This window comes from Kocuria atrinae, from assembly GCF_039531425.1.
Classification (GTDB): domain Bacteria; phylum Actinomycetota; class Actinomycetes; order Actinomycetales; family Micrococcaceae; genus Kocuria; species Kocuria atrinae.
The window spans coordinates 113,417-136,765 of the sequence record NZ_BAAAQA010000015.1; the positions used below are offsets into that span (position 1 = coordinate 113,417).

Below are 23,349 nucleotides of genomic sequence, written 5' to 3' on the forward strand. Positions count from 1 at the left end.
GGTAATTGCTGCACCCCGGGCCTCACGGCTCGGGGTGCAGTTGTTTCTGGCCCAAAAACACTGATTCCGGGCGGGTTCCTGGCCCACCAACTGTGTCTGCCCCTGGTGTGGGCGGTAGCATCATCTGCGTCCCCGTTACATCGAAAGATCTGCGGGTCCCGCGCGTCCCCGGTATGGTCGCGCGTCGCCAAAATTTTAGAGGAGTTACTCATGTCTGATGCCGCTCAATTACAGCTGACCGTGGACGGCGCCCCCCGCACTGAGGCCCAGGGAACCACGGCGGCTGATCTGTACGCGGATCAGCGTGAGGTGGTGGTTGCTCGCATCAACGGTGCACTCAAGGACCTGAGCACCGAGCTGTCCGACGGCGATGTCGTGGAGCGCGTGCTCGTGAGCGACCCCGAAGGGCTGGAAGTGCTGCGTCACTCCACCGCGCACGTGATGGCGCAGGCGGTTCAGCAGCTGTGGCCGGAGGCCAAACTGGGCATCGGCCCGTACATCACGGATGGCTTCTACTTCGACTTCGACGTCGAGGAACCGTTCACGCCCGAAGATCTGAAGAAGATCGAGAAGTCCATGCTCAAGATCGTGAACAAGTCGCAGCTGTTCCAGCGGCGCGCGGTCGATGAGGACGAGGCCCGCAAGGAAATGGCGGACGAGCCCTACAAGCTCGAACTGATCGACCTGGCCAATGGCCCCGGTTCCGGCTCCATGGAGGAGTCTGCGGAAGGGGCATCGGTGGAAGTGGGCGCCGGCGAAATCACCATTTACGACAACGTGGATCGGCAGAGTCACGAGATCGTATGGCGCGATCTGTGCCGCGGTCCGCACGTGCCCAACACCAAGTTGATCGGTAACGGCTTCGCGCTCATGCGTTCGGCCGCTGCCTACTGGCGCGGTAACGAGAAGAACAAGCAGCTGCAGCGCATCTACGGCACCGCGTGGCCGTCCAAGGACGAGTTGAAGGCCTACAAGGAGCGGCTGGCGGAAGCCGAACGCCGTGATCACCGCAAGCTCGGTTCCGAACTGGACCTGTTTTCCTTCCCGGACGAGCTCGGTTCCGGGTTGCCCGTGTTCCATCCCAAAGGTGGCATCATCCGTAAGGAGATGGAGGACTACTCGCGCCAGCGCCACACCGAGGCCGGATACGAGTTCGTCTACTCACCCCACATCACCAAGGGCCACCTGTATGAGGTTTCCGGTCACTTGGACTGGTACCGGGACGGCATGTTCCCACCCATGCACGTGGACGAGGAGCGCAATGCGGAAACGGGTGAGCTGACCAAACCGGGCCAGGATTACTACCTGAAGCCCATGAACTGCCCCATGCACAACTTGATCTACCGCTCGCGCGGCCGCTCCTACCGCGAGCTGCCCCTGCGGTTATTCGAGTTCGGCGCGGTGTACCGCTACGAGAAATCCGGTGTGATTCACGGGCTGACGCGTGTGCGCGGCATGACCCAGGACGACGCTCACATCTACTGCACGCGTGAGCAGATGAAGGATGAGCTGACGGCCACCCTCAATTTCGTGCTGTCCTTGCTCAAGGACTACGGCTTGGACGACTTCTACTTGGAACTGTCCACCAGGGATCCGGAGAAGTTCGTCGGTTCGGACGAGATCTGGGAAGAGGCAACTCGCACTCTCCAGGAGGTCGCCGAGGACTCCGGCCTGCAGCTGGTCCCGGATCCCGGGGGAGCAGCCTTCTACGGCCCCAAGATTTCCGTGCAGGCCAAGGATGCGATCGGCCGCACCTGGCAGATGTCGACCATCCAGTTGGACTTCAACCTGCCGGAGCGTTTTGACCTCGAGTACCAGGCTGCGGACGGCACGCGTCAGCGCCCCGTGATGATTCACCGCGCGCTGTTCGGTTCCGTGGAGCGTTTCATGGGTGTGTTGACCGAACACTATGCCGGTGCTTTCCCCGCGTGGTTGGCTCCGGTTCAGGTGCGCGCCATTCCGGTGGCCGAGGCCTTCAACGACTACCTGGACGAGTTCGCGGCCAAGCTGCGTGCGCAGGGCATCAGGGTCGAGGTGGACACCTCTTCCGATCGTTTCCCCAAGAAGATCCGCACGGCCTCCAAGGACAAGATCCCGTTCGTGGTCATCGCGGGTGGCGACGACGCCGACGCCGGTGCCGTTTCCTTCCGCTACCGCGACGGTTCTCAGTACAACGCGGTGCCCGTGGACGATGCCGTGGAGATGATCGTTCGCCACGTGCGCGATCGCGTCAACGAGGATCCCTCGGCGCCGTCGAACGGCGACGGCGGGGAGCCGGTTGCGGAGCAGTCGTGACGGAGCCGAACCAGGACAACGAGAACAAGCACTGGGTTTCGCAGGACGAGTTCGAGATCCCGGGTGTCCCGGACAGTTTTCAACGGCTGTGGACGCCCCACCGTCTCGCTTACGTGCGGGGTGAGGATCCCTCGATCAACGAAACTCCGGGCTGCCCGTTCTGCACGGGACCGGATCGCACGGATGAGGAATCCCTGATCGTGCATCGTGGAGAGCACTGTTTCGTGGTGCTCAATCTGTTCCCCTATAACCCCGGGCACTTGCTGGTCTGCCCGTACCGTCACGTCGCGGACATCACCGAGCTGACGGACGAGGAGTTGTGGGAACTCAATGAGCTGACACGCACGGCGGTTGCCACCATTCGAGAAGTTGCCCAACCGGCCGCGTTCAACGTGGGGCTGAACCTGGGTTCGGCCGCGGGCGGTTCGTTGTCCGCGCACCTGCACCAACACGTGGTGCCGCGGTGGGGTGGAGACGCCAACTTCATGCCCGTGATTGCCCACACCAAGCCGCTCATTCAGACCCTGGGAGCCAATCGCGACGACATCGCCGCGGCCTGGCCCCGTTCCTGATTCGCACCGCCCGCGAGCGTTGACGTTCAACGCTCGCGCGTGGTGATAGCCCTGTCACTAGGATGGAATCCATGTCTCGACCATTAGTACGGCTACTTGGCCAGGGAGTTCGGTGGGCCTCGAGCCTGCGCGGCGGCGGATCCGCCTTCCCCGGCTTGGTCATGGAAAAACTGCACCCCGCCTTCGTCGCGGAAGAACTCGCCAAGCTGCCCCGTGGAGTGGTGGTCATCAGCGGCACCAACGGTAAGACCACGACCACCAAAATGGCCGTGCAGCTGTTGCGTTCGCAGGGACTGCGTGTTTTCACCAATCGCACGGGATCTAATTTCGTGCGGGGCGTGGCGGCGTCGTTGTTGGCCGAAATGGACGCGTTCGGCCGCCTTGACGCGGACGTGGCGGTGCTCGAACTCGATGAGGCGCACGCCGTTCACTTCGTCAAGCAGGTCAAACCGCGCTACGCACTGCTGCTCAACGTGATGCGTGATCAGCTGGATCGGTTCGGTGAGATCGACACCACTCGCCGCATGCTCAGCCAGGTCGCCCAGGCCACGACCGGGACGGTGGTGCTCAACCGCGAGGACCCGCGCATCGCGAGCCTCGCTGATCACGTCGCCGCCGGCGCCACCGTTGAATGGTTCGGCCTCTCCGATGCCCTGCGCCCCATGTTCCCGTCCGATGACGACATGCGCGACGTGCTGCGGCAGACCGAGGACGTGGAGCTGGATTCTGAACAGCCGTCCGTGACGCGACCGCACGCGGACGTGGTGCTCAACGCAGTCAAGGCCAACAGCGTGGAGCTGGACGTGCACGGTGAACACCACACGGCCACGATCGATCTGTACGGCGTCTACAACCAGTACAACGCCGCGGCAGCCCTGGCACTGAGCCTGCAAGTGCTCGGCGAATCTGCGGATGTCGCTTCGCTGGTCGATGAACTCTCGCGGGTGACGCCTGCTTTCGGCCGCGGCGAAACGGTGACGGTGGAGGGCAAGCCGCTTCAGCTGTTGCTGGTGAAGAACCCCGCCGGCTTCCGGCTGTCGTTGGCCTCGGCCTCCGCCGAGGACTACGCGACCATGGTTGCCATCAATGACGCCTATGCGGACGGCCGGGATGTCTCTTGGCTGTGGGACGTCGATTTCGACAGCCTGCGTGCCGGCGGCGTGGACATCGTGTCCGGTGTGCGCGCGTGGGACATGGCGCTGCGGTTGGATTACGACCTGGTGGACGTCGGTTCGGTCGAACCCGATCTGGAAGCCGCTCTTCAGCAGTTCATCGCGAACTCAGGAGACCGGCCGATGCGGATCTTCTGCACCTACACCGCCATGTTGTCCCTGCGTAAGATCCTGGGCGGCATGACCCACGTGGACGCGATCTAAGGAGCCGATCATGAATCAGGAACACTTGGGTTCCCTGGACATCGTCCAGCTGTATCCACGGGACATGAACATCTATGGGGACTGGGGTAACACCCTGACCCTCAAGCGCAGGGCCGAACGCTACGGCTACGAGGTGCGCATCCATGATTACAACCCGGGTGATCCTTGGCCGGATGACGCGGACCTCTTCGTGGGCGGTGGCGGTCAGGACTCCGGACAATTCCGTGTGGCCGAAGATCTTGCGCGCATCTCGCCCAAGCTGCACGAGGCCGCCGAGGCCGGTACGCCCATGCTCGTGATCTGTGGTCTGTACCAATTATTCGGCAAGGAGTTCCGAACCGGCGGGGGAGAGACCCTGCGCGGAATCGAGATGTTCGATCTGGAAACGATCGGTGGCCCGGAGCGGCTGATCGGCAACATCGTGACCGAGTCCCCGGATTTCGGCACGATCATCGGATACGAGAACCACTCGGGTCTGACCACGTTGGGCGCGGAACAAGCCCCGTTGGCCACCGTGGTCAGCGGCGCCGGCAACAACGGTGAAGACCGGACTGAAGGTGCCCGCACCCACAACGTGCTGGGCAGTTACCTGCACGGTTCGCTGTTGCCCAAGAACCCGGCGCTGGCCGACTTCCTGCTGCGGACCGCGGTGGAGACTCGCGGCAATCAGTTCGCGGTCACACCGCTGGACGACACGTACACCGAGCAGGCACGCGCCGTCGCTCAGACCAGACCCCGCTAGTGAACCGGGGCCCAGTTCGAAGGGTCCTGATGAATCGCTAAAATAATTGCCAAACGTAGGTCCGGTACTGCAGTACCGGATGCACACAACTTCTAGGAGGTACTCGATGTCAGGTCACTCCAAATGGGCCACGACCAAGCACAAGAAGGCTGCGATCGACGCCAAGCGCGCCAAGGCCTTCGCCAAGTACATCAAGGGCATCGAGGTGGCCGCCCGCATGGGTGGCGCGGACACCGCGGGTAACCCGGCACTGGACCTGGCCGTGTCCAAGGCCAAGAAGAACTCCGTGCCCAACGACAACATTGATCGCGCCATCAAGCGCGGTGCCGGCCTGACCGGCGAGACCATCGATTACTCGGAGATCCTGTACGAAGCTCGCGGCCCCCAGGGCACCGCGTTGTACATCGAGTGCCTGACTGACAACAAGAACCGAGCGGCCTCCGAGGTGCGCGTGGCCGTGACCCGTCACGGCGGTACGATGGCCGATTCAGGATCGGTGGCCTATCTCTTCGAGCGCAAGGGCGTGGCCGAGGTGACCAAGACCGACGGCCTCTCCGAGGACGACGTCCTGATGGCCGTGCTCGATGCGGGCGCTGACGAGGTCATCGAAGAATCCGAGGTCTTCGAAGTGGTCAGCGAGGCCACCGACCTGCCCGAGATCCGTAAGGCGCTCGAGGAAGCCGGTCTGGACTACAACAATGACGACCCGCAGTTCCGCCCCACCATGAAGGTGGACCTGGATGCCGAGGGCGCCAAGAAGTTCCTGAAGCTCGCGGACGCGATCGAAGAACTCGATGACGTGCAGAACGTCTATTCGAACGCGAACATCCCCGAGTCCGTGATCGCGGAGCTCGAAGACGAGGACTGAGCCCTTCGTGTCACTCAGCTCGACCACCGGATCGGCCCCGGGACAGCGCATTTTGGCGGTGGACCCGGGGCTGACCCGTTGCGGCTTTGCCGTGGTGGACATGTCGGCCAACCGCACGGGAACGTTTGTGCACGTGCAGGTGAGCGGGACCAAGGCACACGAGGCCCTGGAAAACCGTGTCCTGGCCATCATGGAGAGCGCCGAGGCGCTCATGGACCGGTTCTCCCCGGACGTCGTAGCGGTTGAACGCGTGTTCGCGCAGAACAACGCCCCCACGGTGGTGGGTACCGCCCAGGCCACCGGTGTGGTGATTGCCGCGGCCGCGCGGCGGAAGATCCCCGTCGCGTGGCACACCCCGTCCGAGGTCAAGGCAGCGGTAACCGGGGACGGCTCTGCGGACAAAGAATCGGTCAACCGCATGGTGGTCCGAATTCTGCGCCTGGAAGCACCACCGCGACCGGCCGACGCCGCCGATGCCCTGGCGTTGGCCGTGTGCCACGGGTGGCGAGGCGGAATGGCAGGGATGAATGCGGCGGCCAAAACCTCTACGCATTCGGGTTCACGTCCTTCCTCGGTGCGCGCCGCCGGACTCACTCCGGCTCAGGAGGCCTGGAAACAAGCAGAAGCTGCCTCGCGTCAGCCGAAGGCCCCGAGGGCCGGGCGGTTGCCTCGCCGCTGATGGCGCTGGGTACTGACTGTGCGTGTCCGCGGGAGTTGTTAGAGTGATGCCGTGCTGCAGTTCGTATACATGTTCGAATCGATGGCGGGAACATCCCGCATGACGGGAGCCGCCCAGTGATTGCTTCGGTGACCGGTGAGGTGCGCTTCGTGGGCGCCACACAGGCGGTTGTGGAAGTCTCGGGCTTCGGTATCGAGGTCCAAGCCAGCCCGCATACCTTGGCGGGGCTGCGCACGGGCGCCACGGTGCACCTGCACACCGCCTACATTGCCCGCAAGGACGAAGCGCCGTTGTTATTCGGTTTCGCCGGAGCGGATGAGAAGGAAGTCTTCACGGTCATGCTCGGGGTCTCCGGAGTGGGGCCGCGTACTGCGTTGGCCGCGGTGTCCGTGCTCGGACCGGACGAGACCCGCCGAGCCATTGCCACCGGAGATGACAAGGCCTTCACCGCGGTCCCGGGAATCGGACCCAAATCAGCACGCCGGATCGTCTTGGAACTGGCCGACAAGCTCGTCCTGCCGGAGCCAAAGGAAAGCCCAGCAGCTCAACCGCAGGTGCAGGTGTGGCGCGAACAAGTCATGGACGCCCTCGTGGGACTGGGCTGGAGCGAGAAGGACGCCACCCGCGGTATTGACGATGCCCTGGAGACCCAGCCTGAGTTGGCGGATTCCGGGAACGTCGCGGAAATCCTGCGAGCGGTGTTGTCTTGGTTGGGCACTGCCAAGGGCACGAGCCACGCACGTAGCCGAGGGCGGTCCTGATGGCCTACGAAGAGCGCGGTGCCGTGCAAGGGGAACAACGATTGGTCGGCGCGGAAGGCGATCTGGACGATCAGCAACTCGAAGCGAGCTTGCGGCCAGGCACCCTTGACGATTTCGTGGGGCAGAAGCGCGTGCGCGCGCAACTGTCCCTCGTGCTGGAAGCGTCCAAACTGCGCGGGCGCACCGCGGACCACGTGTTGCTGTCAGGACCCCCGGGGTTGGGTAAGACCACACTGGCGATGATCATTGCCCAGGAACTGGATGTTCCCCTGCGGATTTCATCCGGCCCGGCCATTCAGCACGCCGGAGATCTGGCGGCCATCCTGTCCTCGCTGACCCACGGTGAAGTGCTGTTCCTTGATGAGATCCACCGCATGTCCCGGCCCGCGGAGGAAATGCTCTACATGGCCATGGAGGATTTCCGCGTTGACATTGTGGTGGGCAAGGGTGCCGGCGCCACGTCCATACCGCTGGACCTCCCTCCGTTCACCCTGGTGGGTGCCACTACGCGTGCGGGTTTGCTGCCCGGTCCGCTGCGCGATCGTTTCGGTTTCACCGGTCACTTGGAGTTCTATTCGGTTCCCGAACTCGAACTCGTACTGCGCAGGTCGGCCGGTCTGTTGGATTTGAACATGACCTCCGAGGGCTTCTACGAGGTCGCTTCTCGTTCCCGCGGCACCCCTCGAATCGCCAACCGACTGCTTCGGCGGGTCCGTGACTGGGCGCTGGTGCACGGTGTGGATCGCATCGATGCTCGTACCGCCGGCGCCGCACTGGACATGTACGAGGTCGACGTCAGGGGGCTGGACCGGTTGGACCGCAACGTTCTTTCTGCTCTGGTCACCAAGTTCAACGGGGGACCGGTGGGACTCTCAACGCTGGCCATCGCCGTGGGTGAGGAGACCGAGACGGTTGAGACCGTGGCGGAACCGTTCCTCGTGCGCGAGGGTCTCCTGGGCCGAACTCCGCGCGGACGGATTGCCATGGCGGCGGCGTGGGAACACCTGGGACTCAACGTTCCCGATCACGCGGCCTTCAAGGATCCCGCCTTGCGGACCGCGTTGGCCACGGAGCCTCCGGAGCAAGAACGGGCCGGGCAGGAAGGTCAGCCCGGCGCCTTCTGATCGGTTCCGCAGGCTCCCTCTGTCGTGGTTCAGCGCGCGACCAGCTGAATCCCCTAGACTTGACCGGATCCCTGTGGTGACTGTCGCGACTTCACGCGGTAGCTTCGACCACACAGAAGCCAACATTGTCTACAGAACGGAATTCCGTGATTCTCTCCGAGCAACTTCTTGCCCAGGCCCAGCAGTCAGGCGGGGGCGGCACCGCCTGGTTCCTTCCCGTCATGCTCGTGGTGATGGTGTTGCTGCTGTGGCTGCCCATGCGCCGCCAGAAGAAGGCTCAGGCCCAGATCAAGGCCAAGCAGGCGACCATGGAACCCGGCACGCGTGTGATGACCAGCTTCGGTCTGTACGGCACGGTCCTGTCCATTGACCGCGATGAGAACAAGGCCGTTCTGGAAGTCTCCCCGGGTACCTCCGTGACCGTACACACCCAGACCGTCACCACGATCCTCGACGATCCCGCCACCGAGAATGCCGCCATTGCGCAGAACGGCGCTGTCGACGGCGAAGGCTCCACCGCAGCGGGCGGCGCACAGGAGTCCTACGGTGATCGCGAGCACGACCTGCCCGGAGACAACGTCCCCGGCGATACTGCAGCGGGTAACACCACCTCGGGTAAGGACGTCCCGGGCGATGACGCACCGCGTGGCACGTGGCGCGACAACCGCCGCGATAACGACATCAACTGAAGAAGTACGTGAGACACGGGCCGAGAGCATCGGCCCGTTTCTCATGACCGGATCCCGGCGCGGCCTGCTCAGCAGCCGCACCGACCGTGCGTTGTTGAAGGACAGACATGGCATCAGACAAAGACACCTCGGGCCGTTCGGGCACCGACGAGTCGAAGAAATCCAGCTCCAAGGCCGCCTCACGCGGGCCACGCTCGGTGCGTTCGGGATCTCAAGCGGCCGTGAGCACGGCCAAACGCGGTCTTGTGGCCCTGGCGGTGCTGACCATCGCCCTGGCGGGCATCTTGATCTACGGTGTCACCACTGACCGGACCGGCTGGGATCCCAAGTTGGCCCTGGATCTGGAAGGTGGCACGCAAATGGTGCTGTCTCCGGAGCTGCAGGAGGCTCAGGACGGTCAGGAGATCTCACAGGAGCAACTTGACCAGGCCGTTGAGATCATCCGTCAGCGCGTGGACGGCACGGGTGTCTCGGAAGCAGAGATCAGCACGCAGTCGGGCTCGAACATCGTGGTCTCCATGCCGGGTGTTCCCTCCTCGGAGACTCGGGACCTGATTCAGACCTCCGCACAGATGGCGTTCCGCCCGGTGATCACCACTTCGGAAGGTGCTCCCACCCCGAAGGACCAGCGCACACCGATCGAGGACATCCCGGAACCGGATGCCGAACCCACCGATTCCTCGGACCCCAACTGGGTCACCCCCGAATTGGTCAAGGAGTTCGAAGCCCTGGATTGCTCGGCGCAGCGCCCCCAGGAGGAGCGCAAGGCTCAGGACCCTGAGAAGGCCGTAGTGGCCTGCGACCCGGCGAACAACGCCAAGTACATTCTGGGCCCGTTGGAGATCCCCGGCACCGATATCGACGATGCCTCCTACGGCACGGCGACCAACCAGCAGGGCATGTCCACGGGTCAGTACGCCGTGAACCTGCAGTTCAACTCCGAGGGAACCCAGACTTTCAAGGAACTCTCGGAACGGCTCTACCAGATCGGCCAGTCCCAGCAGGGTGACCCCCGGTCACAGTTCGCGATCCTGCTCGACGGCACGGTGATTTCCGCGCCGTCGATGAACGCGGTCATCAACGATGGCAGCGCCCAGATCACCGGTTCCTTCACGGAAGAGGACGCACAATTCCTCTCCGAGCAGCTCAAGTACGGTGCGCTCCCGGTGAGCTTCAGCATCGAATCCGAACAGCAGATTTCTGCGACACTCGGCAATAATCAGCTGCGCATGGGCATCATCGCGGGCCTGGTGGGTCTGGTACTGGTGTGCGTCTATTCGATGTTCCAGTACCGCTGGCTCGGCCTGGTGACCATTTCGTCACTCTTGGTTGCGGGTCTGATCACCTACTTCGCGATCACCCTGTTGGGCTGGAGCGCCAACTACCGGCTGTCCTTGGCCGGCGTGGCCGGTTTGATCGTGGCCATCGGCCAGACGGCGGACTCGTTCATCGTCTACTTCGAACGCATCAGGGATGAGATCCGCGCGGGCAGAAGTATCCCGGCCGCGGTGGATCACGGTTGGAAACGAGCGCGTCAAACGGTGCTTGCCGCCAAGGCCGTGAACCTGCTTGCGGCGGTCGTGCTCTACTTCGTGGCCGTGGGCAACGTGCGAGGATTCGCGTTCACCCTGGGCCTCACCGCGATAGCCGACTTGCTCGTGGTGTTCTTGTTCACCCACCCGATCATGGTCCTGCTGACCCGCACCAAGTACTTCGGCGAGGGCGCCAAGAACTCCGGTCTCGATCCGGAAGCCCTCGACGCCGTGCCCTTCTACCGTGGCGCTGGGCGGGTGCGTAGCCCCGAGGACAGCGACGGACTGACTATTGCCGAGCGACGTCGTCGTCAAAAGGCGGCCGAAACCCAGGGCGACGGCGCCGCGGCCGGGCCCGCCGAATCCGGCGGATCCAGCGCAGTGGACCAGACCGAACAGACCGAGGGGAGCACCCGATGAGCAACCGACTCGCAAGCTTCGGTAACGACCTCCACAGTGGTCGTAAGTCATACCCGTTCGTGCAGAAGCGCCGGCTGTGGCTCTCCCTGACCTTGGCCCTCGTAGTGATATCCATGTTGATCCCGGTGGTCAAGGGCGGATTCAACCTGGGCATCGACTTCACCGGTGGGTCTGAGTTCACGGTCTCCGGGATCGAGAATACGGACGTCCAGACCGGTGAGGAGGCCGTGGCGGAATCTTCGGACGCCAGCGGCGTGACCGTGACTAATATCGCGCCCGGCACCGTGCGCGTGCAGACTGAACAGCTCAACGACGATCAGACACTGGCCGTCAAGGACGCCCTGCAGGACGCCTACGGCGCTTCCGATGACCAGGTCACGTCCAACTTCGTGGGCCCCACGTGGGGTCAGGGCGTGACCCAACAGGCCCTGTGGGGTCTGCTGGTCTTCGTGTTGCTGGCCACGGTGCTCATGGCCCTGTACTTCAGAACATGGAAGATGTCCGTGTCCGCGGTGGCGGCCATGATGGCAACCATCCTGATTACCGCGGGCGTCTACTCGCTGGTCGATTTCGAGGTCACACCGTCCGCAGTGATCGGATTCCTGACCGTGCTGTCCTACTCGCTCTACGACTCGGTGGTGGTCTTCGACAAGGTGCGTGAAAACACCAAGGGACTGCTGAGCGGAACCGCCCCGGAGGAGAGAGCCAAACGGACGTTCTCGGAACAAATCAACTTGGCGGTCAACCAGACCCTGGTTCGTTCGATCAACACGTCGGTGGTCGGCATTTTGCCCGTGGGCGCCATCTTGTTCATCGGTGCCTACCTCCTGGGCGCGGGTACCCTGAAGGACTTGTCCCTGTCGTTGTTCGTGGGCATCATCGTGGGCACCGCGGCGACCATGTTCGTGGCCGCCCCGATGTACTCGTGGCTGCGCGGGCTCGAACCCGCCGTGCGCGATCAGGAGCGCAAGGTCCTGGACTCGCGTCAGACGGAAGGTGCGCCCGTGACGGCAGACCCGGTTCAGGCCGGTCCGCGCGAATAACAGGCCAAACCTCCGTTACACTCGCCCCCGTACCGTAAGGTGCGGGGGCGTGCTATTAGACTTGATGACTTAGCGCACCGGGCGCAGTAATCATGTCCCGGCCAGCGGTGATCCGTGAGGAGGCTGTGGAACCATGACGACAGAGTCGGATGCTCAGAGCGCAAAGAATTCCGTGCCTCAGAACCCGAATGACAGCCCGGCGGGATCCGCCAGCTCCAGGATCGAATCAGCGGGTACACACTTCGTGTTGCCTGCTTCCCGTCCGGTGTTCGGGCGCGCGGTTTTCCCGGGCCGCAGTGAACGAACACGCTCCACATTGTCCGCGTTGACGGGGGAGTCAGTTCCCGGTTCGCCCGTTCTGGTGCCGTTGTTGCGCACCGTGAGTGTTACGCATCCTGATGAGGACCTATCCGTCCTGGAGCGCGCCTTTGCGGTGGCCGATTCGTATCACGAGGGGCAGAAGCGCAAGTCGGGGGACCCGTACATCACCCACCCGGTAGCGGTCACCACGATCCTCGCCGAACTCGGTATGACCGGTGCCACGCTGGTGGCGGGACTACTACACGACACCGTGGAGGACACCAGCTATTCGCTGGAACAGCTCACGGAGGACTTCGGCGAAGAGGTCGCCGCACTCGTGGACGGCGTGACCAAACTGGACAAGATCCAGTACGGCGAAAACGCCCAGGCGGAGACCGTGCGCAAGATGATCGTGGCCATGGCCAAGGACATTCGCGTGCTGGTCATCAAGTTGGCCGACCGGTTGCACAATGCGCGCACGTGGCGGTTCGTGTCCTCGTCCTCATCGTCCAAGAAGGCCCGCGAGACCCTGGAAATCTTTGCCCCGCTCGCGCACCGATTGGGTATGAACACCATCAAGTGGGAACTCGAGGATCTCTCGTTCTCCGCGTTGTACCCCAAGGTCTACGACGAGATCGTGCGCATGGTGGGCGAACGCACACCGGAACGTGAACGCAACCTGGCCGAGATTCGCGGGTTGATCGCGGAGGAACTGGACAAGTCCGGCATCGATGCAACGATCACCGGCCGCCCCAAGCACTACTACTCGATTTACCAGAAGATGATCGTGCGGGGTAAGGATTTCGATGAGATCCATGACCTGCAGGCGGCACGCGTGCTCGTGAACTCGGTGCGCGAATGCTATGCGGCACTCGGTGTCCTGCACGCGAAGTGGAGCCCCCTGCCGGGCCGCTTCAAGGACTACATCGCCATGCCCAAATTCAACATGTACCAGTCACTGCACACCACGGTGATCGGTCCCAACGGGCGCCCGGTGGAGATCCAGATCCGCACGCACGAAATGCACCATCGTGCCGAATACGGTGTGGCCGCGCACTGGAAGTACAAGAACCAGGTCAATCAGGCCAACTCTGCTACGCCCAAGGCCAAGGAGGGCGAGCTGAACTGGCTCAGCTCGCTGGTTTCGTGGCAGGAGGAAGCCAAGGATTCCTCGGACTTCCTGGACTCGTTGCGGTATCAGATCAACACCGCCGAGGTGTACGTGTTTACGCCCAAAGGCGAGGTCATGGCCCTGCCCACGGGGTCCACACCGGTGGACTTCGCCTATTCCGTGCACACCGAGGTGGGTAATCACACCATCGGAGCGCGGGTCAACGGTAAATTGGTGCCGCTGTCCTCCAAACTCCAGCACGGTGACCGCGTAGAGATTCTGACGTCCAAGTCCGAATCGGCCTCACCCTCGCAGGACTGGCTCAAGTTCGTGGGATCCCCGCGGGCGCGCACCAAGATCCGACAGTGGTATTCCAAGGAACGCCGCGAAGAGGCGATCGAACGCGGCAAGGAGCTTCTCACCAAGGCGCTCCGCAAGCATCACCTACCCCTGCAACGTACGGTGACCCACGAGTCGCTCGTGTCGGTTGCGCAGGACTTCAATCGTTCGGACGTTGCGGCGCTGTACGAGGCGCTCGGTAATGACGCGATCAATGCTCAGCAGGTCGTGGAGAAGCTCATCGAGCACCATGGCGGGGCTGAGGGGACCGAAGAGGACTTCGCCGAGACCACCAAGGTCACCGCCCCGGCTCGAGCCACGGTGTCCGATTCGGGCGTGGTGGTCCAGGGCATGTCGGACGTGTACGTCAAACTGGCGCGCTGCTGCACACCGGTTCCCCCGGACGAGATCGTGGGGTTCGTGACGCGCGGTGCCGGTATCTCCGTGCACCGCAAGGACTGCAACAACATGAAGCCCCTCTTGTCCTCCGAGGACCCCCGGGTCAAGGAAGTCAGCTGGGCTCCCACGCAGTCCTCCCTGTTCCTGGTGGAGATCCAGGTCGAGGCCCTTGATCGCCATTCGTTGTTGCTCGACGTCACCCGCGTGCTGTCGGAGAACCACGTGAACATCCTGTCCGCGCAGGTGCACACCTCCCGGTCCCGCTTGGCCATTTCCCGCTTTGCCTTCGAGATGGGTGACACCCGCTACCTGGATCACGTGCTCAATCAGGTGCGCGGAATTGATGGCGTGTACGACGTGTACCGCACCTCGGGTCACCGCCCGGTGGCTTCGTAGTCGCGTTCGACCGCTCGCCCGACCTTCCGCACCCTGGCCACGGCCTGCCGGCGTCCGGGTTTCTTTCCCACGGCATCCAAGGCGGCCAGGACCAACTCTGGTGGGCAGTGCAGGTGGGGTGAGGCCATGAGCCAGTGCAGTGCCCTGGTGCCATCCGCCCCGGGTACATGCAGGGCAACGTCCACGGCTGTACGCAGGGGGCTGGTCACCGCGAGGTCTTCGTGAATCACGCGATCAAAGGTGTTGAAGGCGGTCTGGTGCAGACTGAAGCCACGGGGGAGTGTGGTGGTTGTCCGGGCCTCCTTGGCCACGAGGATCGGTAGTGGGTCCGGCACCTTGGCGCAATCGTAGAACCAGGCGGCCCCCAGTCTGCCCAGTACACCGCGCCGTTGCAGATGCGGTGGAATGACAGAGCGAAGTACATGCAGTTTGGTGGGCCGCGTCAGTGCCGTGCCCACGGGAACGTGCGCGTCGAGCAGAATTCTGTTCAGGATCCCGTCCGAGACCATGGCCGCCAGCTCGGCTCCGCCGAACGGCTCTCCGGGCAGCAACACCGAGACACGTCCCGACCCCCAGGGGGACGGGACAGGATGGGCAACTTCAGTGGATCGCGGCGGTGTCATGACCCCATCTGAACCGATGACCCCGGGTTATGAAAACGGGGATGGTTCCAGTTGTGGACAACTGGAACCATCCCCGTTCACTGTGCAGTTCGAATCAGCTCGAACCGCTCCGTATCAGTTCAGTTCGGACGCTGATGCCTGCAACGTGGCCAGCCACTGCTCGCTCGTGGCGAGGTCCTTCTCCAGGTTGGCTGCCTTCTTCTCGTTACCTGAGGCACGTGCGGCCTCGATTGCGGCTTTCTGGTCCGCGATCTTGTTCTCGAGTTGGGTCAGCATGGAGTTGGAGCGGGCCTTGGTTTCGGGGTCGCTGCGGCGCCACTGGTCGTCCTCGGCCTTCTTGACGGCATCCTCGACCGAGCGCAGTTCGTTCTCCACGCGACGCATGTGGGCGCGCGGGACCTTACCTGCTTCCTCCCAGCGTGTCTGGATGGTTGCCAGTTCCTTCTTCGCCCGGTCCAGGTTCTTGACCGGGAGGATCTTCTTGGCTTCGGCCAGCAGCTGCTCCTTGACCACCAGGTTCGCTTCGAATTCCTGATCGATCTGCTCGTTGGCGGCCTTGCGTGCGTCGAAGAACACGTCCTGGGCCGCGCGGAAACGAGACCACAGAGCGTCGTCGTCCTTGCGGGAGGCACGCGGTGAGGCCTTCCAACGGTCCATGAGGTCGCGGTACTTGGAGGCGGTGGGTCCCCAATCGGTGGAGTTCGACAGCGACTCGGCCTCGGCAATCAGCGCTTCCTTGGCGCGTTTCGCCTTGGCGTTGGTCTCATCGAGTTTGGAGAAGAACGCCTTGCGGTGCCGGTCGAACGTGGTACGAGCCTTACGGAAGCGCTTCCACAGGGACTCCTCATCGGACTTGGACAGGCGCACGCCGGAGCGTTGATGTGCTTTCCACTGGTCGAAGAGCTCGCCCATCCGCTCGGACGAGTGCTTCCACTGGGTTTTCTCGGGATCCTGTCCCGCAACCTTTTCGGCGGCCTCCACAATCGCGGTGCGCTGAGCCAGATGCTCGGCCTTGGCCTTCTGCTGCTCTTCCTTCTCACGGGTCTCGGCTTGTCCGATCGCGGTGTCCAGGGCATCAAGGCGCGCGGAAAGGCCGGCCAGGTCACCAACCATGCCACGGGCCGCCACCTGCTCACGCACGTGTGCCACGGTCTTACGCATGTCGGTGGTCGGGGCCTTGGCCGCAAGACGCTGCTCGAGAAGGTCCACCTGGGCTTCGGCGTCGTCGAACTTTCGGGCGAAGTACGCAATGGCCTCGTCCTGAGTGGCGTTCGGGAACTGGCCGCACTCGTGCTCTTCACCGTCCACGGTCACGTACACGGTGCCGTTCTCGTCCGCGCGGCCGTGCTGCTTGGCACGCGCCACCGAGTCCGGGGTCGCCAGAGCGGGCTTGGCTGCCTCCTGGGCGGGAGCGGACGTGGCCGGAGCGGACTGGGCCGGCTGAGCTGGAGCCACCACGGGAGCCGCAGGTGCGGGGCCGGAGGGCGCGGGGACGGCACCGGCCGGGGGCTGGGGTGCAACGTTTGCAGGAGTCGCGGGCTTGGCCGGAGTGGCAGGTGCCGCGGGTTTGGCGGGTTTCGCCGGGGGAGTTGGCACGGGAGCCGCCTCGGGGGTCTGGGGCCGGTCGTCGGATTCAGGACGTTCTGTCACCGCTAAAACTCTCTCTCCACGTCCATGACTGCGCAGCGAGGCCCAGAAAAGCGGGCGTTCGTCACACGGCGCATGGAATCGGTCATCGATACGGCCATCCTATCGACCGAGGCGTCCTAGAATGGCAGCACACACCACGACGTCGCTCGGGGCCTTCCCATGACCGGGTCCCGGATCGCGCGTCGAGACCCCGCATTCGCACCAAGGAGAACTCACCCATGGCCCGCACCACATCCCTGTCCGGTTTCCCCGAATGGCTTCCGGAAGAGCGGATTGTGGAGCAACATGTCCTGGACGAGTTGCGCCGCACCTTTGAACTGCACGGCTTCTCATCTATCGAGACCCGTGCCGTGGAAACCGTGGAGCAGTTGCTGCGCAAGGGGGAGATCGACAAAGAGGTGTACGGCGTGTCCCGGCTGCAGCAGGACGAGGACGAGAAGTCTCCCAAGGAGGGCGCTCTCGCGCTGCACTTCGACCTCACGGTCCCGTTCGCCCGATACGTCGTGGAGAACAACGGCTACCTGACTTTCCCGTTCCGCCGCTACCAGATCCAGAAGGTCTGGAGAGGCGAACGTCCGCAGGAGGGCCGTGCACGTGAGTTCACCCAGGCCGATATCGATGTGGTGGGTGACGGCACCCTGGCCTTCCGCTATGACGTGGAACTTGCACTGGTGATGATCGAGGCGCTGTCCCGGCTGCCCATCCCGCCCTTCGTCCTGCGCGTGAACAACCGCAAGCTCGCCGAAGGTTTCTACCGCGGCATCGGCCTGGACGACGCCCCCGCAGTTCTGCGCGAGATCGACAAGCTCGAGAAGATCGGCCGCGACGCCGTGATCGCGAACCTGCAGGCGAACGTGGGCGCGAGCGCCGAACAAGCGGCGTCGGCCCTGGATCTTGCGAGTATTCGCACCGAGGACACGTCCTTCGTGGAGCAGGTCCGCGCACTGGGCGTGAGCAACGAGCTGTTGGAAGAGGGCTTGAGCGAACTTGCCGAGGTCGTGGGCGAGGCAGCTCGACGTGCTCCGGGCAAGGTCAACGCGGATCTCTCGATCGCCCGGGGCCTCGACTACTACACCGGAACCGTCTACGAAACGGTCCTCGTGGGCCATGAACAGTTGGGCTCCGTGTGCTCCGGTGGCCGTTACGAATCCCTGGCCTCCACCGGTAAGAAGAACTTCCCCGGCGTGGGTCTGTCCATTGGTGTGACCCGCCTGGTCACCCGCGTTCTGTCGCAGAACATGGCCAAGGCCTCGCGCGCCGTGCCCTCGGCCGTGCTCGTGGCACTCAACGATGACGAGTCCTGGTCCGCGGCTCAGGACGTGGCCGGGCAACTGCGTGCCCGTGGCATCGCAACCGAAGTGGCGGCCTCGCCGCAGAAGTTCGGCAAGCAGATCCGCTACGCCGAGCGACGTGGCATTCCGTTCGTGTGGTTCTCCACCGCGCAGGAGGGCGGCTCCGTGACGCACGAGGTCAAGGACATCCGTTCCGGCGAACAGGTCACCGCGGATCCCGCGGCTTGGCAGCCCCCGCAGGAGGACCTGCACCCCACGGTCGCGGCCACCGAGACCGCCTGAGACTTGTAGACTTTCACTCAGACTGACCCGGCCACCGAGCCGCGCCCGGCCCACCGGCCGGAGAACGCACCGGTCGAGCCAACACCCCAGACACGAAAAGGTGGATATTTCTTGCTGCGAACGCACGAACTCGGATCATTGAGCGCCCAGAACATCGGCGAAACGGTCACGCTGGCCGGTTGGGTGGACCGCCGCCGTGACCACGGTGGTGTGGCGTTCGTCGATCTGCGCGACGCTTCCGGCGTGGCGCAGATCGTGGTGCGGGACGAGGCGGAGTTCCACCAGCTGCGCAACGAATTCGTCCTGCAGGTCACCGGCAAGGTGGAGAGCCGCCCCGAGGGCAACGAGAACCCCAACTTGCCCTCCGGCGAGGTCGAGGTCATGGTCGACGAGCTGACCGTACTCAACACCTCCGCTGCGCTGCCCTTCCAGATCGACGAGCACGTGGAGGTCGGTGAGGAAGCGCGCTTGAAGTACCGCTACCTGGACCTGCGCCGCCCCGAGCCCGCTCGCATCATGCGCCTGCGTTCCGAGGTCAACCGCGTGGCCCGCAACCTGCTCCACGACCAGGGCTTCCTGGAGGTCGAGACTCCCACGCTGACCCGTTCCACCCCCGAGGGTGCCCGCGACTTCGTGGTCCCGGCTCGGCTCTCACCGGGTTCGTGGTACGCGCTGCCCCAGTCCCCGCAGCTGTTCAAGCAGTTGCTGCAAGTGGGCGGCATCGAGAAGTACTTCCAGATCGCCCGCTGCTACCGCGACGAGGACTTCCGCGCGGACCGTCAGCCCGAGTTCACCCAGTTGGATGTTGAGGCATCCTTCGTGGAAGAGGACGACATCATCGCCCTGGGCGAGGCCATCGTGAAGTCCCTGTGGTCGCTGATCGACGTGGAGATTCCCACGCCCATCCAGCGCATGACCTACGCCCAGGCCATGGCCGACTACGGCACGGACAAGCCGGACCTGCGCTTCGACCTCAAGCTCACCGACCTCACCGAGTACTTCAAGGACACTCCGTTCCGCGTGTTCCAGGCCCCCTACGTGGGCGCCGTGGTCATGCCCGGCGGTGCCTCCCAGCCGCGCCGTCAGCTCGATGCCTGGCAGGAATGGGCCAAGCAGCGCGGCGCCCGCGGACTGGCTTACATGCTGTTCAAGGAAGGCGGCGAGATCACTGGTCCCGTGGCCAAGAACATCTCCGACGAGGAGAAGGCCGGTCTCGCGGAGGCCGTTGGCGCCAAGGAAGGCGACTGCGTCTTCTTCGCCGCTGGTGAGGCCAAGCCCTCCCGTGCCCTGCTCGGTGCCGCGCGTGTCGAAATCGGTCACCGCACCGGTCTGATCGACGACGACGCCTGGGCCTTCGTCTGGATCGTGGACGCACCGCTGTTCGAACCCGCCGCTGACGCCGTGGAATCCGGCGACGTGGCCGTGGGCTCCGGAGCCTGGACCGCGGTGCACCACGCGTTCACCTCCCCCAAGCCCGAGTTCTTGGACACCTTCGATACCAACCCCGGCGAGGCCCTCGCCTACGCGTACGACATCGTGTGCAACGGCAACGAGATCGGCGGCGGTTCCATCCGTATCCACCGCCGCGACGTGCAGGACCGCGTGTTCCGCGTAATGGGCCTGTCCCAGGAGGAAGCTCAGGAGAAGTTCGGCTTCCTGCTGGACGCCTTCCAGTTCGGTGCGCCCCCGCACGGTGGTATTGCCTTCGGCTGGGACCGCGTGGTGGCCCTGCTGGCCGGTACCGATTCCATTCGCGACGTCATCGCGTTCCCCAAGACCGGTAACGGCTACGACCCGCTGACCGCCGCTCCCGCTCCGATCACCGCGCAGCAGCGCAAGGAAGCCGGCGTGGACGCCAAGCCCGAGCCCAAGGGCCAGAAGGCCGAGAAGTCCGCAGCCGAGAAGTCCGACGCCGGTCAGACAGAAGCCGACTCGAAGGGCGATTCCAAGTAGCACGCACGCGACACAGTAGCTTTGCCGGCCGGGGCTTGATTGCCCTGGCCGGCATTGTGCTGTCCGCCTTTTCCCTGCGGCTTGCTGTTTCCGGCGTGTCACCCGTGTTGGATCGGGTGCGCGAGGACATCGCCCTGGACCCCACCTCCACCGGGTTGCTCGCCATGTTCCCCACGTTGGGCTTCGCCCTCACGGGTCTGTTGACGGCCGCGGTTATGCGTCGGGTCAGCCTCGAAGCACTTCTCACCGTGGCATGCGCGCTGGCCGCCTTCGGCTCCGTAGCCCGCGCCGCAAGTACCTCGACCGGACCCTTCCTGGGGTTCTCACTGCTCATCATGATCGGGCTGGGCATTGGCAATGTGACGCTGCCGCCCATCATCAAGAAGTACTTCCGAGAACACATCGCCCCGCTCACCGCGATCTATTCAATGCTCCTGGGGCTGTCCACGGCTGCCGCCCCGTTCTTTGCCGTACCCCTTGCCGACGCCGCCGGGTGGCGTTTCTCGGTCGGCTCGTGGGCGGTCTTCTCGCTCGCTGCGTTCATCCCGTGGCTGCTCATGTGGGTGAGCGTGCGTCGAGAAGGTGCGCGGGCGGCGTCGTCGTCGGGCGTGCCGGACCCGGCTGAAGCACCAGTAAAGCCGTGGAGATCCCCGATCGGCTGGGGACTGGTGCTGCTGTTCGTGGGGACCTCGTCCAATACGTTCTCGATGTTCACGTGGTTGCCGCGCGTGATCGGCGGCTACGGGTTCACCGAACACCAGGCCGGACTCATGCTCGCCTATTACGCGATCCTGGGGATACCCGTGAGCCTGGTGGTGCCGCTGCTGGTTCGGCGGCTGTCTCGCACCACGGGGTTGGGGCTCACCGCAGTGGCCCTGTACGCACTGGGGTATCTCGGTCTGCTGTTGTGGCCAACGGCGCAATGGGGACCGCTGGATGCCGTGTGGGTGTGGATCACGATCTTCGGGTTGGCGCAGGCGTCGTTCCCACTGGCGCTCACGCTCATCAACGCCCGAACACGCACCACGGCCGGGGCGGGGGCACTGTCCGGATTCGGCCAGGGCGTGGGATACCTGGCGGGCTGTGTCGGGCCTCTGATCTTCGGAGTGCTGTTCACGTGGGGCGGGTCATGGTGGACCTCGTTCGGTTACCTGTGGCTCATGCTGATCGCACTGACCGCGGGGGTGTTGCTGACGGGGCGCCGGCGGTTCCTGGAAGATCGCCCCAGCCCCGCCCGTGTAGAGCAGGAGTAGGCTCGAAGACACGCGCACCGCGCGCAATACCTCCCGGGAGGTTGCCGTGTGTCGACTGTTCGGGCTCCACACCGGAGCGCAGCCGCAAACCTGTTCGTTCTGGTTGTTGAACGCCCCCGATTCGTTATCTCGTCAGAGCCGCCAACAGCCCGACGGTGCCGGTATCGGAACCTTCGCGCCGAACGGCGAACCGCACCTCGTGAGATCCTCACTGGCTGCCTATCTGGACCCGGAGTTCGCTCGCGCGGCACAGTCCTTGACCGGTACGAGTTTCGTTGCCCACGTGCGCTTCGCTACCGAGGGCGTGCTGAGCGTGGCCAATACGCATCCATTCGAGCAGGAGGGGCGGATGTTCGCCCACAACGGGGTGATTCGCTCCCTTGACGTGCTCGACCGAGAGCTCGAGCGCCGGGATGTAGCTGACGTGGTGCTCGGGAGCACGGACAGCGAGCGATATTTTGCCCTGCTGACGTCTTATCTGCGGGAAACTCCAAAGGATGTAGCTCGTGCCTTGCGCCATTGCCTGGCCTGGCTGGCGGAGAACCTGGCCGTCTACTGCCTCAACTGTGTCGTGGCCACGTCGCACGAGGTGTGGGCGGTGCGCTATCCGGACACCAACCCGCTGTGGTACCTCACAGGGCAGAGGGGCACGGGTTCGCACCCGGCGGAGTCCGACGTGGCATCGGTGCGGCTCACCTCGTCGTTCTGGACAGTGCAGGGGCTGGATCCCACGATCAATACCGTCACCGTGGTGGCCAGTGAACGCATGACCGAGGAGTCGCAATGGAAGATGATCACGCCGGGTTGGGCGCTGCATGCCGGCCCGGGGGATGCTTTCGAGATGATCGACCTGGAGCTGCCGGCTCCCGCCCACCAGATCAGTCATGACGACCTCGGTCATGCGGCCACAGCGCAGGGTGCGGAGTGAGGACAGAACGGTCAAACACGCCATTGCGGCCTTGCTGAGCCGGGTGTGAGCTGGCCGGTTCGTCAGTCGAGAGCCCAGGGTGTGATGGACTGGCCTCATGAGGATTGTGTTGCAAACCGTGTCCAGGGCGTCCGTCACGGTAGACGGCTCGGTCACTGGTGAGATCAGTGGACCTGGGCTGCTGGCTCTGGTGGGCGTGACTCACCAGGACACTGCGGAGACCGCCAAGAAGCTGGCGGAGAAGATCGCAACCCTCCGGATCTTGCCGGGGGAGAAGTCCTGCGCGGATCTGTCCGCCCCGGTGTTGGCAGTCAGCCAATTCACTCTGTATGCCGATGTGCGAAAGGGGCGGCGACCCTCATGGTCCGCGGCCGCACCGGGTGACGTCAGTGAGCCACTGTTCGACCAGTTCGTCGCGTCGTTACGCGAAACCGGCGTGGCCGTGGAAACCGGTGTCTTCGGAGCCCACATGGAGGTCGAGCTGATCAACGACGGGCCCGTGACCATCATTGTGGACAGCGATGAGTTGGACCGCCCGCGGAGGCAGTGAACCCTGAGCCTTCACGTGAGCCATTGAACGAGTGGGCGTGCGGTGCAGTCTCAGGTGATGAACATGCAGCGTGGTGGCCTCAGGGGAGGAAAGAGCGTAAAAGTCGCCGCCGATGTGCATGTTCCTCACCTCAGGCCGGGACACTGCAGTTTCCTCACATGACACGTCTACC

Annotated in this window: 19 protein-coding genes; 17 read left to right on the forward strand and 2 right to left on the reverse strand. The window is 64.0% G+C overall.

What is annotated here, in order from left to right; all coding sequences use genetic code 11:
* Positions 1-210: 210 nt before the first annotated feature.
* From thrS to ABD283_RS07150, 12 genes are all read left to right on the forward strand, one after another.
* Entirely contained in the window at positions 211-2,295 is a 2,085-nt protein-coding gene (gene thrS / locus ABD283_RS07095) for a threonine--tRNA ligase (protein WP_344224280.1), read from the forward strand.
* Positions 2,292-2,867 (forward strand): HIT family protein, encoded by a 576-nt coding sequence (locus ABD283_RS07100; protein ID WP_344224281.1) that lies wholly within the window; start codon positions 2,292-2,294, stop codon positions 2,865-2,867. The genes thrS and ABD283_RS07100 overlap by 4 nt, the downstream gene beginning before the upstream one ends.
* 62 nt (positions 2,868-2,929) lie before the next feature.
* Positions 2,930-4,243 (forward strand): MurT ligase domain-containing protein, encoded by a 1,314-nt coding sequence (locus ABD283_RS07105; RefSeq protein WP_344224282.1) that lies wholly within the window; start codon positions 2,930-2,932, stop codon positions 4,241-4,243.
* 10 nt (positions 4,244-4,253) lie between these two features.
* On the forward strand, positions 4,254-4,985 hold the full coding sequence (locus tag ABD283_RS07110; protein WP_344224283.1) for a type 1 glutamine amidotransferase: 732 nt from the start codon (positions 4,254-4,256) through the stop codon (positions 4,983-4,985).
* A gap of 106 nt (positions 4,986-5,091) precedes the next feature.
* Complete coding sequence (locus tag ABD283_RS07115; RefSeq protein WP_344224284.1) at positions 5,092-5,853, forward strand: YebC/PmpR family DNA-binding transcriptional regulator; 762 nt, start codon at positions 5,092-5,094, stop codon at positions 5,851-5,853.
* A 7-nt stretch (positions 5,854-5,860) separates the two neighbouring features.
* Positions 5,861-6,532 (forward strand): crossover junction endodeoxyribonuclease RuvC, encoded by a 672-nt coding sequence (gene ruvC / locus ABD283_RS07120; RefSeq protein ID WP_344224285.1) that lies wholly within the window; start codon positions 5,861-5,863, stop codon positions 6,530-6,532.
* Between the two features lie 116 nt (positions 6,533-6,648).
* Entirely contained in the window at positions 6,649-7,293 is a 645-nt protein-coding gene (ruvA, locus tag ABD283_RS07125) for a Holliday junction branch migration protein RuvA (protein WP_344224287.1), read from the forward strand.
* Complete coding sequence (gene ruvB / locus ABD283_RS07130) at positions 7,293-8,417, forward strand: Holliday junction branch migration DNA helicase RuvB (protein ID WP_344224288.1); 1,125 nt, start codon at positions 7,293-7,295, stop codon at positions 8,415-8,417. Before ruvA ends, ruvB begins: the two co-directional genes overlap by 1 nt.
* Before the next feature lie 125 nt (positions 8,418-8,542).
* The gene (locus ABD283_RS07135) at positions 8,543-9,106 is read left to right on the forward strand and encodes a preprotein translocase subunit YajC (RefSeq protein WP_344224289.1); all 564 of its coding nucleotides are present in this window, start codon (positions 8,543-8,545) and stop codon (positions 9,104-9,106) included.
* A 107-nt stretch (positions 9,107-9,213) separates the two neighbouring features.
* A complete protein-coding gene (gene secD, locus ABD283_RS07140) occupies positions 9,214-11,058 on the forward strand; it encodes a protein translocase subunit SecD (protein WP_344224290.1) in 1,845 nt (614 codons plus the stop codon).
* Positions 11,055-12,101 carry a protein translocase subunit SecF gene (gene secF / locus ABD283_RS07145; protein ID WP_344224291.1) on the forward strand — a complete coding sequence of 349 codons (1,047 nt, stop codon included), beginning with the start codon at positions 11,055-11,057 and terminating at the stop codon, positions 12,099-12,101. The genes secD and secF overlap by 4 nt, the downstream gene beginning before the upstream one ends.
* Positions 12,102-12,234: 133 nt before the next feature.
* Complete coding sequence (locus tag ABD283_RS07150) at positions 12,235-14,646, forward strand: RelA/SpoT family protein (RefSeq protein ID WP_344224292.1); 2,412 nt, start codon at positions 12,235-12,237, stop codon at positions 14,644-14,646.
* Here ABD283_RS07150 and ABD283_RS07155 read toward each other — a convergent pair.
* Complete coding sequence (locus tag ABD283_RS07155) at positions 14,625-15,200, reverse strand: hypothetical protein (protein ID WP_344224293.1); 576 nt, start codon at positions 15,198-15,200, stop codon at positions 14,625-14,627. The two genes, ABD283_RS07150 and ABD283_RS07155, sit on opposite strands and share 22 nt — an antisense overlap.
* Positions 15,201-15,383: 183 nt before the next feature.
* The gene (locus ABD283_RS07160) at positions 15,384-16,919 is read right to left on the reverse strand and encodes a DUF349 domain-containing protein (RefSeq protein WP_344224294.1); all 1,536 of its coding nucleotides are present in this window, start codon (positions 16,917-16,919) and stop codon (positions 15,384-15,386) included.
* 218 nt (positions 16,920-17,137) lie between these two features.
* On the opposite strand from ABD283_RS07160, the gene hisS reads away from it, so the two are divergent.
* The 5 genes from hisS (at position 17,138) to dtd (ending at position 23,177) form a co-directional block, all read left to right on the forward strand.
* Positions 17,138-18,493 carry a histidine--tRNA ligase gene (gene hisS / locus ABD283_RS07165; RefSeq protein ID WP_344224295.1) on the forward strand — a complete coding sequence of 452 codons (1,356 nt, stop codon included), beginning with the start codon at positions 17,138-17,140 and terminating at the stop codon, positions 18,491-18,493.
* 111 nt (positions 18,494-18,604) lie between these two features.
* Positions 18,605-20,446 (forward strand): aspartate--tRNA ligase, encoded by a 1,842-nt coding sequence (gene aspS, locus ABD283_RS07170; RefSeq protein WP_344224296.1) that lies wholly within the window; start codon positions 18,605-18,607, stop codon positions 20,444-20,446.
* A 35-nt stretch (positions 20,447-20,481) separates the two neighbouring features.
* A complete protein-coding gene (locus ABD283_RS07175; protein WP_344224297.1) occupies positions 20,482-21,699 on the forward strand; it encodes an MFS transporter in 1,218 nt (405 codons plus the stop codon).
* A 46-nt stretch (positions 21,700-21,745) separates the two neighbouring features.
* Positions 21,746-22,627: a class II glutamine amidotransferase gene (locus ABD283_RS07180; RefSeq protein ID WP_344224299.1), complete on the forward strand. Its 882-nt coding sequence runs from the start codon at positions 21,746-21,748 to the stop codon at positions 22,625-22,627.
* Between the two features lie 97 nt (positions 22,628-22,724).
* Complete coding sequence (gene dtd / locus ABD283_RS07185; protein ID WP_344224301.1) at positions 22,725-23,177, forward strand: D-aminoacyl-tRNA deacylase; 453 nt, start codon at positions 22,725-22,727, stop codon at positions 23,175-23,177.
* The last annotated feature ends 172 nt before the right edge of the window (positions 23,178-23,349 follow it).